Source organism: Rhizobium sp. CCGE531, from assembly GCF_003627795.1.
GTDB lineage: Bacteria > Pseudomonadota > Alphaproteobacteria > Rhizobiales > Rhizobiaceae > Rhizobium.
Window position 1 is genome coordinate 271,761 of sequence record NZ_CP032686.1, and the last position, 12,280, is coordinate 284,040.

The window sequence follows — 12,280 nt, forward strand, 5'->3', positions numbered from 1 at the left end:
CTTAAACCGGCTTGAGGCTAGTATCTCCCAATTTGTCGGAACGGCTGCTCGTTTGCTTCTTCCCACGCAGGTCAATCACCTCCTAAAATATCCAGTTTTAGCGGCCAATGAATTTGGTGAGAAAAGTAAATACAATTCTTTGTCATATACTTAGGCGCTTGAAACTTTAAATTTTAGTACTGATGTAATTTTACAATATCTGCGCGCAATAAGTCGTATAAATTAACTAAAGTAACGACTAGGGGAGCGCTGAGGATGAAAAGTAGAATTTTTATGCTTGCTGGCGTAACGTTTATATCAGGATGCACATCTGTTCCTCGTTTTGATGGAGAAGACCCCAAAACAATCTCAACACTGTCGAGTGTCATCAAGTGTGAGGTTCAGGATACATTTAGGAGATTTGGCAAAGGATCGAACATTGATCCCGAGCGTTGGCTTCTCACATATACGATAACATCCAAAGCAGAAGAAACTGCTAGTGCGAGCGCTGATCCACTTGGATGGATTATTCCCGCACATATCGACAAGCTGGTCTTTAGCGGAAGCGCGTCAGTCAAAAGGGACGCGACTAGAACCGGCACGGCGGAATACAACATGCGTCTCAACGACAAGGATCAGGCAGCATGTAAGGACGCAAGGAGTTCGCATATCACCGTAACGCCGGCGGACTTTAAACTGAGGGAGTGGGCCAAGCAATTGGAAGTATCGAGCGGGAAACCCGACGCTTTTAGCTATACCGTCGATGTGGTCATCACAACGACCGCCTCGCTCGGCAGTGATCTAGCCAATGGTCACTTCTCAGGAACGTTGGGAACAGACGGCATGCGGCAAACGACGAGAACTGTAGAGTTCAATTTTGCCGAGCTTGTCGACAAGCGTCCAACAGAAGTATACGTCACTAACTTCCCTGCTAAATCGTTTGTCCTGCCTTCTGAAGGCGGAAAACCGTTCCACGGTGAACTTAAAGAAATCCTTCCGCAAGGATCGGTTATAGTACCCACTTCACCTTCGCGTAAGTTGCGGCCAGAGCTCGATATCGAAAAAGCGATTGAGCAAAATCGCCAGCAACGAGGTCAGAATCGTATTGATGACATCAGGAGAGGTCTGGATTTCTGATCATCGTTTTCTCTTTGCAACGGCTTCATAGGGTAGGTAATCAGAAAGGCGCGAACTTGGTCGCCTTTCTGACCCCAGCTCGTTGTTGATTTCCACCTCTTAATCAGCCGTTCCCCCTTTGAAATGGCGCATCGCCGTATCGAAAATGATATCCGCGATCCACATCGCGCCGACACCGAGGACAAAGGTGATGGCATTCAAAGCCGAAATGGCCTGACACACAGCCGTTTGATCTGGACCGGGGATCTTCCTGGAGCGAGAAAGCATGCCTCATATTGACTTTACGTACTAGTTCGTACATTTTGCAGGCAAGCCTGTGGCATGGCTTTGATTTGCCGCTCGGGAGGAAAAATTGAATACTCAAGCCGCCATTATTCCGCGCCAGCTTCATGTTGGATTGATTGGTGCCGGCATCGGCCGCTCGCTGACGCCGGCCATGCACATGCGCGAGGGTGAGCATTGCGGCCTGTCCTATCGCTACGATCTCATCGACCTGGATGTTCGTGGCCTTTCCGTGTCGGACCTGCCGGCTCTCATCGATGAGGCCGAGGCGCAAGGTTTTGCCGGTCTCAACATCACCCATCCCTGCAAACAGGCGGCCGTCGCCCTGATGGACGAGCTGTCGCCCGATGCGCAGACGCTGCGATCCATCAATACGGTCGTTTTCCAAGGAAGCCGCAGGATCGGCCACAATACCGATTGGTGGGGATTTGCCGAAAGCTTCCGACGCGGGCTGGCCGGCGTTTCACTCGATCATGTCGTGCAACTGGGTGCCGGCGGCGCCGGCGTTGCCGTTGCCCATGCGGTGGCTGAGATGGGCGTGCATTCGATCGAGATATTCGATCTGGACCCCATGCGGGCAAGGGCACTCGTGGATCAGCTCCAGCCGGCACATGCTGACTGCCGCTTCTCGGTTGGCCATAATCTTGCCGCGGCCCTGGATGCAGCTGATGGCCTGGTTCACGCAACGCCAACCGGCATGGCCGCCTATCCGGGGCTGCCGCTCGACGCACAGCTTCTATCGGATCGCCTCTGGGTCGCCGAGATCGTCTATTTCCCGATCGAAACCGAATTGGTAACGCTCGCAAAGAAAAAGGGATGCCGCGTGCTCGATGGCGGCGGCATGGCGGTATTCCAGGCGGTGAAGGCTTTCGAATTGTTCACGGGCATCCGTCCGACGGCCGAGCGTATGATGCAGCACTTCAATTCTCTGCGCTCCATAATCTGACGACTGGATGGCCTCCCGTCCGCCGTGGGCTGAAGCATCTCCTTTGCCAAATTTTGCCATTGCAGCTATAGCGATTTGCATGAGTACGATGAACATTTCTCTGCCCGAACATCTTAAGACCTTCGTCGACGAGCAGGTGGCGGGCTGCTAACGATTTGCTCCAACGATGGACATAAAGCTCTCAGATCTGAAACTCCGGTCGACGCTCCTGATGGCGCGCTCCCGATAGACAGGTGTCAGAAGGCCGCCAACAAACCGCGCTGTCCGGAGATCAGTTTCGCCCGTTCGATGTCTTTGCCAGCATCTCGCTCAGCGTTGCCGCCGAGAGCATGGCTTCGGCCAAAAGCTTCTTGAGCTTCTGGTTCTCTTCCTCCAGCGCTCTCACCCTTTTGGTGTCGAGACCTGCATTTCCAAACTGCAGGGATTGCCACCGATAGAAGGTCGGCTCACTGATGCCGTGTCTATGGCAAACATCTGCCACCTTCACTCCAGCTTGGTGCTCTTTCAGAATGCCAGTAATCTGGTCGTCGTCGAATTTTCTCTTGCCCATCACCGCTTCAGTCCTCACGAAATGCTCTGTTGAAGCTGTCAAGAAGTGGTCTGACGGCATAGAAGGCCACGCTGCTTTTGCCCGTTTCGATCAGTGCCTGTGCGGGCATGCCCGCGACCAGTTCGACATCACTCATTTTCGCCAGCCGCTCGTCCGTTACACGGATTGTCGCTGCAAAGTAGGGCTGGCCGCTCTGCGCATCGGTGAGGCGGTCCGCTGATACATACTCGACCCGGCCTTTCAGGAGTGGAACGCGCCGCTGATTGTATGGAAGGAGGTGAACCTGTGCCTCGAGCCCCGCATGGACGAGATTGATGTCTTCCGGTCTGAGGTGGGCAGACACGATAAGACGATCGGCGCGCGGGAGAAGATCGACGAGCGGTTCGCCCGCGCCGATCACCCCACCGGCTGTATGGATGCGCAGGTTCATGATTGTTCCATCGTCGGGCGCACGGATATCGGTCCTTGAAAGTTGGTCGTCGATCGCCCGCAAGCGTTCGCGCAACTGCATGATCTGGCTTTCCGTATCGCGCATGCCTTGTGCGACTTCGCTCAACCGGTCGCTCTCGAGCTTTGCGAGATCGGCCTGTGACTCGCTGATCACCTGGTAGGCGCGAGAGATCTGCGCCTCTACTTGACCCTGCTGGCCATCCAGGTCTGCTTTTTCCCGCTGGAGGTTGAGAAGTCTGCTCTTTCTTTCCAGTCCTTTGGCGCTGAGGAGCGTAACCTGATCCAGTTCTTCCTGCGAGATCGCGGCTCTATCGGTCAGTGCTGCCTTCTGCGCGCCAAGTCCGACGATTTCCTGCCGCACCTGCGCGATTTTTTCATTGGTGATCCCGACTTCCGCCTGCATGACCCGGCGCCGCGCTTCGAAGATTTTCTGTTGCCCGGTCAGAATCTCGCTGACCGAAGGATCTCTGTCCATTGCCGCCCTGAGGTCTTGCGGATAGGCGACATGGTCGCCGCCTGTCTGCTCCACAAGCAGACGGGCGCGGCTTGCTTCGGCGTCCCAAAGTTGCCCTTGAATGCTGTCGCGCTCCGAACGAGACTTCGTATCGTCGAGTTTTATAATGATTTGCCCGGCCGTGACCGCATCGCCGTTTTTGACGAGTATCCGTTGCACAATTCCGCCTTCCAGATGCTGAATGGTCTTACGGCTGGACTCCGGTTCGATAACGCCCGGTGCAATCGCAGCGCTCTTCAGCGGCGCCAGAACCGACCAGATTCCCAATCCGACTATGAAGATGCCGATCAACAGGTTACCTGTCCAAATGACGCCTCTGAGCCTCGGCATGGGCGAAGGGGGCGCAGGTCCGCGCTGCTTCAACTCGTTTACTGGCGAATAGGCCGCCTGTCGCGCGGCTGTGGCTGCCGATTGCTGAGCGAGCCGCTGGCTCGTCCTTGACGAATTTGAAAATCCCGCCGGCATTGCGTCCAGTCGAACAAGGGTCATGGCAGCGTCCTCCCTACGTTCCCGTTCGCGATGATGGTTGAAGATAAGTTTCATAAATCTGTTCGCTATCGCCGAAGGCAGCCACCGTCCCGTTGCGCATAATGGCAATCTTGTTGGTGACGGGCAGGATTCCCATCCGGTGAGTTATGATAACGACGGTCATCCCCCTGGATTTCATGCGCTCGATCGCCTTGAACAGCATGCGTTCGCCGTCATAATCCAGGCTCGAGTTCGGATCGTCGAGAACGATAAGAGACGGATTTCCATAGGCCGCCCGTGCCAGCCCCAGCTGTTGGCGCTGAGCTCGAAGGAGCAGGTTTCCGCCTTCGCCGATATTGGTCTCGTAGCCCTGGGGCAGCCGCATGATCGCCTCGTGCAATCCAACCAGCTTCGCGGCGTCGATCGCTTTGACGGGATCTCCTCCGTCCAGCCGGCCTATCACATCCTTGATTGCTCCGCCGAAGAGTTCGATGTCCTGCGGCAGGTATCCGACGTGGTGGGTCCCCCCGCAAAGACGCAGAGCTGAGATATCTACCCCACCAAGAAGAGCACATCCGCTCGTTGCTTGCACAACGCCGGCCATGACGCGACCCAGTGTCGATTTTCCCGACCCCGACGGGCCGATGAGCGCTACGCAATCACCCGGCGCGAGGCGCAATGTGATGCCAGTCAATATTTGCCTGTTGGCGAATGGCTGAATATAGCTGACGTTATCGAGAACGAGGCCATTGGGTTCCGGTTGCGGCACCGTTCGGGCATCGTGTTCCGATGCAACGGCGATCAGCATTCCGTTCAAGCGATTGAAGGCATTCCGCGCAAACGTAAAGGAGCGCCATGCACCTATTGCACCCTCGATTGGTGCGAGCCCGCGCCCGAGCAGCAAGCTTGCAACGAAGATGATTCCGGGACTGCTGTTGCTCGCAAGCACCAGCCATGTAGCGCATCCCATCATCAGGATTTGCGCGAGCGTGCGGATTGCTTTGGAGAAACCGAGAATGATCTCCGTTCGATGCATCGCGCTGTCCTGCGCCCTTCTTGCCATTTCCGCATCGCGATATACGACCAGCGCTGCGCCATACTGCATGCCCATGGCCCGGATCACCTCGATGTTTTTGAGGGCGCTCGCAAATCGCAGGTAGCTCCTCGAAAGGGCAAGATTGGCGCGGCCAAGCGGCTCTCGCGTCGCCAGTTCCGTCAGGAACGCAAACAGCAGAAGTGCCACTGCGCTCAGAAGACCGATGGTCCCCAGCAGCGGATGAACAAGAAAGAGCAGGAGGAGGAAGACCGGCGCCCAGGGAACGTCAAAAAAAAGGGAGCTGGCCGGTGAATCGAGGAACTGGCGTAATGCGGCCAGGTCCCTGTAGCATTCCGTGGCGGCTCCTGCTTCGGCGCGAGCGGCATATTCGAATGATGCGGTGAGCACCATCGGCCGCAGCCTGTGATCCAGCCAGCTGCCGATGCGCGAAAGAGCTGCCCTGCGCACGATATCCAGCGTGGACCCGACCAACACGGCCATGGCGATGATCATCGTCAGCATCAGAAGCGTGTCAGCGCTTCGGCTCGACAAGACCCTGTCATAGATCTGCAGGAGATAGATGGAAGGCGCCAGAAGAAAAAGATTGTAGCCGCAGCTATAGAGGAAAACCAAACCGAATGCTCCGGCACAAGCCCGGAGCGCAGCAACGAGCTGCGTCTGTGGGCGCGATAGCTTTGCGGAAAGCGTTGCCATTATCAGATCTCGCTGCATTTGATACTGACAAGAAGAGGCTACTGGCTGGTTTCTCAACCTATGAGGGTCGCCGGCAGAAGCCGGCGACCCTCAGGATCTGAGTTCATGAGCCAAGATGGCTGAGATCGATATGACCGAAGTCGTTTGCGAAATGATCGAGAGCGTTGTTCACCGTCGTCGTTTCCGGATCCGTGTGAACCAATGCTGACGAGATATCGCCGCCCCGAGCCATGTTCCCGTTACCGCCGTTGCCGCCGACGCCTGCGAGGATGGTGGCATGCTGATCAGCCAGAAGCTGCGTATATTGTGTCGCGGTCGTAGCGGCACTCACCGCGGCCACGTCGCCGCCGCTCGAGTTTCCTTGATTGCCGTCGGAGTGGGAATCTCCCCCCGCGCCGCCGGCGCCGGTGTTCGTGACCGAGGCCAGGAAACCGTTCTGGGCCTGAGCAAAGCCACCAGTTCCGCCAGTGCCGGCGCCCCAATCTGCTGTCTGCCAAACATGATCGCCGTTGTGCAGATCGGTGGATGCTCCTTCGACCGTTTGCACATTGGCGACATGCGCGACCGGGTTGTAGTCAATATTCCCATAGTTGTAGCCACCACCACCGTTGCCGGCATTCGCGTCGCCAGCATCCGGGTTATTGAGTTGAATCGTGTCAGACATTAGTGGAATAGGCATTGATGTCCCTCCTTCTACTTCGTTTCGTCCGGGTTTCTTCTACGGCGTGGGTATCCAGCATCTCATCGCCAGCCAATACAACCACAGGTAAATACTACCCGCAATTTGAATTGCGAGCTATCTAGCTATTCGGCGATGTTCCTTCGGGCGTATGGTTGGAGGCGACGGAGCGTTATTCTGACTTAGCAGTTGGTGATTTGGCGCGGGATCGCGTGATCATCATCATGTCTGCGACCCGGTCGAAGCGACGCCGTTTTTCGAAGCAAGGGCCGCCCAAGCGAACCGGCTGAATTCCGGGATTCTGATCGGGCTGCGCTTGGCGGAGGAGATCCTGTTCGGGACCGAAAAAACTAGTGTGTTCCGGCGCGAAAATGGGGTGCACGATGTCGAACCTGTAATCCAAAATTGGACTTAGTGGCCTCAAACGCGCACAGCGGGGCGCTGAATCCATGACAGCCAAATGGCTACAGAGCTAGCCAATCGGATGTAGACGAATTGCAGGCTCTGTTTTTCTCACCTTCAGATGCACAATGCCCTGAACAATTCGGGCGGCATATGCTGCCCGCTTGGTGGACCTGCGGTTGATCGTGGAATGGAGACGGTAATGACGGAAATTCGTCCCTTATCGGAAGACTTGCCCAAAACAGGCACCGATCAAAACCTCGCCTCCAATTCGGCTGCGGGGCATCTGGCGCTGGTGCCGACCTGGCTTCCATTGGATGTCGCTTCTGGCCCGATCTACAATTCAGCCGGCAGCGGCGGTGACGGGATAAGCGTAGGCGTGATCGACAGCAACGCATTGGCCGTCTTCATGCCCTCCAATGCCGCTATTGCGGGACCTCATTCGAGTGCCGACGCCTTCCAAGGCAATGATGCGCTCATCAATCAGCATCCCACCGAAATGGCTGGGATCGGCGGGAATGGCGGAAGCGGCAATGCTGCCATCGGCGGCGGCGACGCCAATCATGCCGGCACCGGGGGCAATGGTGTCTTTTACGGTGGTCTCGTAAGCACCGAAGTCGCGCTGTTTGCCCCCGTGAACACCGCGGTGGCGGCGGGCCCCGGCGCAGTGGCCCACTCTGACCAATCGAACAACGCACTGTTCTTGCAGGGCGCAACCCAGATGGGCGGCATTGGTGGCTCGGGCGGAGACCATAACGTCGCGGGCCATGATGCATCGATGAGCCCGGGAACTGCACTTACATTTACCGGCGACAATTATGCGGGCCACGGCGGCGGTGGATTTTTCGTCGGCAGCATGGTCGACGTGAGTGTGGCCATCTTCTCACCGATCAATATCGCCGTGGGCGCCGCGGGCGGATCGGCGGAGGCCCATCAGACAAACAATGCAATTTTTGATCAGGGCACCATGCAGATTGCCGGCATGGGCGGCGACGGCGGCGGCTTCAACATGTCGTCGGGGACGATCTTTACCGGCAGTCATGAGGGTGGCGGTGGCGGGATCGGATCGGCAACCGGCAGCATGGTAGACGTCAATCTCGCCTATTTCCACCCCATCAACATTGCCGTTCCCGCGGGTGGGACGGCGGACGCCCAACAGATCGATCATGTCCTCTATGATCAGCATGCGCTTCAGCTGGCCGGCATCGGCGGCCATGGCGGAGGCGGCAACCTCACGGATGCCCATTCGGCTCTCGTGGACGACATTCTGAGCTTCATGCATACCTAGCGGATAGCCTCCCCACTTGCATTTCGGAGGCTCAATTGCGCGAAACCATTCTTCCTGCCATTTTTCAAGCCATATGCTGGATCAGTTCCTCTGCTCGGGCTTTCGCCTCTTGAGCCGATATGGCGAGGAACGCGCTTCATTGATATACCCAACATTCGACCATGACCTTATCGGCATTGTGCTCGATTTCCGCTGCTTTGAGTTGAGATATGGAATCAAACCCAGGTTGATGGGCAGCTTGTCACATCCAACGACCCTTTCTGTATGGGTTGTAGCAGATCGATTGTCTTTTCAGTGTGTTTGAAAGCTTTGTTGACTCGCTTGCTGCATGTGAATTCGGCAAGCATTGTAAGATGTACAACGACAAGTCGATTCTAGTATGTTCTCATAGATAGGTATTTCAACACGTTATACATGCCTTGGTTGTCTATCGCTGAGGTCTCGTAGACTATGAGAATTATCGTGAGAGATAAGACTATTGATATCGAGAATACCTCTTTTTTCTGTCATGACATGAAGAAAGAGCAGGAATAATATGTGTCGCTGTTGGTCTGCAAATTTTCCGGGGAGCACGCAGGTGTCCAACAGTGCTAAAACCAAGCGCCCGATGCGGCGCAATGTACCGACTATTGTCGTTATTCAGCATTCTACACTGGCGCGGACGACTGTGGTGAAGCTTCTTGAGCATGAACTCGCCGGGTGGAATTTTATCGATATGATCTCGACCGAGAGTCTTGATAGAGCTCTTGGAGCTGAGGTGCGTTTGATTGCACTAGATCTGGCCGGCAGAGGTGTTGAGAGCACAAGCCTGCGTGATGATCTCGCGGCAATTGCTGTACGTTTTCCTGAGGCGCCTATCACATTGCTCTTAGGAACGGATGACGTCAACATAGTCCGTCAGGCGCTCGAGATGGGCATCCGCGGCTTTTTCTCGACTTCACTTCCCATTGACATTGCCCTTGCCGGTCTCCGCCTCGTTCTGGCAGGAGGAACATTCTGCCCGCAGCTATTGGGAGCTGTTGCAAACGGCTCAAACGAGCATACTCCGGCCAGAAATGAGGCCGAAAAAAGCTTGGATGACAGGACGCAGTATTTGGCGATTGCCGATTTCACTCCCCGCGAGGCGGATGTCCTCGCGGAGTTGCAATGCGGCTGCTCGAATAAGGTAATTGCAGGAAAACTCAATTTGTCGGGGCATACGGTGAAGATGCATTTGCAACACATAATGCGTAAGTTGCAGGCGCAGAACCGCACTGAGGTGGTTGCCCGCTTGATTCAAAGAGCCACCGGCGGGCCTGATGCCTCGCCAAGTTAGGCGATGTCGCCCGTTCGGGGGAACCGTCGCAATGTTTTGGTTGGGTTTCGGAGCACGGTTTGACCCCACATAGACGCCGAGGATTGCTCCCTGACTCGCAACCTTGCCACAAACTTCGCCGGGTCTTCCCGTGGGATGCGGGGCGCCTCCTTAAGAGGTGCCCTGCTTGGGTTCTGGCGCGAGATGAGCCTGGCCGCGGTGCGGTTGATCGTGCATCAGGAGTTGGAGGCGGCCTCGATCGCGAAGTCGCGATATGAGTGCAGCTTACGGCCCAGAAGTTTGGTCAGCCGTTCGACATCGCCAGCCTCCGGGATCATGCCATCGCTGACATAACGCTCGGCCATCAGCCGCATCTCATAAGCGGTCCACCTGGGCATGAAGGTTGCGAGGTTCTGCTCGAAGCCACTGGGGTCATCGCCGCCATAGGCAATCGGACGCCCCAGAACATCCGACCAGATCGCCGCCACGTCTTTGCCGGTAAGCGTGTCGGGGCCGACCAGATTGATCGTCTCGACCGGTAGCTTGCCGGAGGCTTGGTCACGACGGACGAGCTCGATCGCAGCGATTTCGGCGATATCGCGGACGTCGACCATCGCGATCCCCTTGTCGCCGATCGGCATCGGATAGACACCGTGGTTGAAGATGACGTCCTTGATCATGAGTTCATTGTCGATGAAGTAGGACGGACGCAGGATCGTGGCGTTGAAGCCCATCTGCTCGATCATCCGCTCAGCCCCGGACTTGACGGCAAAGTGCGGTACGTTGACGAAGCGGTCGGCGTGAATGACAGACAGGTAGACGACCCGATCGACGCCAGACTCCCGGGCGATGTTCAGGGTGATGATCGCCTGGGTGAATTCGTCTCCGGTAACGGCATTGAGCAGGAACAGCGTCTTGACGCCGCTGAAGGCAGTACGCAGCGCGTCGATATCCAGCAGATCGCCTTGCGCGACCTCGACGCCGGCCGGGAAGGCGACCTTCGAAGGATCACGGGTGAGAACGCGCACGCGGGCGTCACGCTTGACGAGCTGCTCGACCACATGGCGGCCGACACGACCGGTGGCACCTGTAACGAGAATAGTCATGGTGTTTTCTCCGGGTTGGTTTGCTTGACACCCGGACTATGATCGGTTCACCACAGAGCCGATAGCCGCCGAATTTGGACGCACCGTCTCATAGGCGGGACGGATTGCTAAACCCGAAGAGGCCGCGACGAGCTAACGCGTCGCATCATAGAGCACAACACGAAGGCCGGGCTTGTCTTCCGAAACCAGAATGCTGAGGTGGCGGGTCAACCAACCCACTTGTGGATCGCGCAGCTCGATTTCCGTGTCGCCAATTCGAACGATTTCGGGATCGACCCACCAGTCGTTTATGCGCAGCATATTGGGCCGTGGCGCCCGAAAATCTTCAAACAGGAGGTAGGCGGCCTCGTTGAAGGCCAGCACGTCCCAAGACCAGGAACGGGCATGATGCCTCGCTGTGTCGGGCTGGTTGACACCGCGAATATGGATGGTCCACTGATAGTCCGATAGACCGTCAATCGGGGATGCGCTGTCTCGCAGGTGAAACATAGATGGACCTTCTCGCTCTCGCCGATTTCAATCTTGTGGCCCGTTACGGCGGCTTCGGCAAAGCGGCGCGCGCCACCGGCCGGCCGAAGGCGACCCTGTCGCGGCGCGTCGCGGAGCTGGAAAGCGGTCTCGATCTGAGGCTCTTCGAGCGAGGTGCCCGTGACCTGAAGCTCACCGAAGAAGGGCGGGCGCTGTTCGAACGGACAGGCGTTCTGCTTGCCGAGCTGGAAGAGACAGCTTCGGCGATTGCGTCCGGCGGCCACAAGCCGAAGGGGCGACTGCGGATCAGCGCGCCTCTCTTGTTCTCGCAGACTGCGATGGGAAAGATCGCAGCCGGCTTTGCCCTCGAATATCCTGAGGTGAGGCTGGAGGTGACCACCGAGGACCGGGCGGTCGACATGATCGAGGAGGGCTATGATCTGGTCATCCGGGTCAATCCGGATCCAGATGAGACCTTGGTCGGGCGAGCGTTCCTGCGCGATCGGCTGGTTGTCGTGGCTAATCCCAATCTTCTCCGGCCGATTGGCGATCTTCCCGTGCCGGGCGTCGTGCGGGGATCGAGCGACCGGCAGACATGGGAGGTCAGGACCGCCGCCGGCCGGTCGACAATCATGATCGAACCCGTCCTCGCATTGTCGTCACTTGTCATGGTTCGGGATGCAGTCAGGGCAGGCGTTGGTGCGGCACGTCTTCCTGTTTCGCTGATAAGTCACGACCTTGCCGATGGGGCGCTCGTCGAATGGGGCGAGATCGACGCACCTGAGATTACCTTGTGGGCGCTTTATCCATCGCGACGGTTGCTTAGTGCACGCGTCTCGGCATTTCTCGATTTTCTGAAACGAGCCTTCCCCCATGGAACACCTGATGAGCTTGCTGCCTATGTCGGCAAATGACAGTAGACTCAGCACCGAAGCCGTGATTTGGCACAAGATGCGCCAGAATTTTC

The 12,280-nt window shown here is 56.8% G+C and carries 11 protein-coding genes; 5 read left to right on the forward strand and 6 right to left on the reverse strand.

Translation table 11 applies throughout. The features are described from left to right. Positions 1-255 precede the first annotated feature (255 nt). On the forward strand, positions 256-1,116 hold the full coding sequence (locus CCGE531_RS34480) for a hypothetical protein (RefSeq protein ID WP_162944048.1): 861 nt from the start codon (positions 256-258) through the stop codon (positions 1,114-1,116). A gap of 352 nt (positions 1,117-1,468) precedes the next feature. Next, complete coding sequence (locus CCGE531_RS27575; protein WP_120669829.1) at positions 1,469-2,344, forward strand: shikimate dehydrogenase; 876 nt, start codon at positions 1,469-1,471, stop codon at positions 2,342-2,344. Between the two features lie 271 nt (positions 2,345-2,615). On the opposite strand, the gene CCGE531_RS27585 is transcribed toward CCGE531_RS27575, so the two are convergent. From CCGE531_RS27585 to CCGE531_RS27600, 4 genes are all read right to left on the reverse strand, one after another. Next, entirely contained in the window at positions 2,616-2,894 is a 279-nt protein-coding gene (locus CCGE531_RS27585; RefSeq protein WP_162944049.1) for a transposase, read from the reverse strand. A gap of 7 nt (positions 2,895-2,901) precedes the next feature. Then, positions 2,902-4,347 carry an HlyD family type I secretion periplasmic adaptor subunit gene (locus CCGE531_RS27590; RefSeq protein ID WP_120669833.1) on the reverse strand — a complete coding sequence of 482 codons (1,446 nt, stop codon included), beginning with the start codon at positions 4,345-4,347 and terminating at the stop codon, positions 2,902-2,904. A 13-nt stretch (positions 4,348-4,360) separates the two neighbouring features. Further along, positions 4,361-6,076, reverse strand: a complete 1,716-nt coding sequence (locus CCGE531_RS27595; protein WP_120669835.1) for a type I secretion system permease/ATPase — start codon at positions 6,074-6,076, stop codon at positions 4,361-4,363. Positions 6,077-6,179: 103 nt separating this feature from the next. Then, the gene (locus CCGE531_RS27600) at positions 6,180-6,755 is read right to left on the reverse strand and encodes a PE-PGRS family protein (protein ID WP_120669837.1); all 576 of its coding nucleotides are present in this window, start codon (positions 6,753-6,755) and stop codon (positions 6,180-6,182) included. Between the two features lie 604 nt (positions 6,756-7,359). Between CCGE531_RS27600 and CCGE531_RS27605 the strand changes: the two genes are divergently transcribed. Then, entirely contained in the window at positions 7,360-8,445 is a 1,086-nt protein-coding gene (locus CCGE531_RS27605) for a hypothetical protein (protein ID WP_120669839.1), read from the forward strand. 535 nt (positions 8,446-8,980) lie between these two features. Beyond that, a complete protein-coding gene (locus CCGE531_RS27615; RefSeq protein ID WP_120669841.1) occupies positions 8,981-9,760 on the forward strand; it encodes a response regulator transcription factor in 780 nt (259 codons plus the stop codon). A 215-nt stretch (positions 9,761-9,975) separates the two neighbouring features. Here CCGE531_RS27615 and CCGE531_RS27620 read toward each other — a convergent pair whose 3' ends face one another. Continuing rightward, positions 9,976-10,845, reverse strand: coding sequence for an NmrA/HSCARG family protein (locus tag CCGE531_RS27620; protein WP_120669843.1), 870 nt, complete (start codon positions 10,843-10,845; stop codon positions 9,976-9,978). 132 nt (positions 10,846-10,977) lie between these two features. Continuing rightward, entirely contained in the window at positions 10,978-11,334 is a 357-nt protein-coding gene (locus CCGE531_RS27625) for a hypothetical protein (protein ID WP_120669845.1), read from the reverse strand. Positions 11,335-11,336: 2 nt separating this feature from the next. On the opposite strand from CCGE531_RS27625, the gene CCGE531_RS27630 reads away from it, so the two are divergent. Continuing rightward, positions 11,337-12,227: a LysR family transcriptional regulator gene (locus tag CCGE531_RS27630; RefSeq protein ID WP_120669847.1), complete on the forward strand. Its 891-nt coding sequence runs from the start codon at positions 11,337-11,339 to the stop codon at positions 12,225-12,227. Positions 12,228-12,280: the final 53 nt, after the last annotated feature.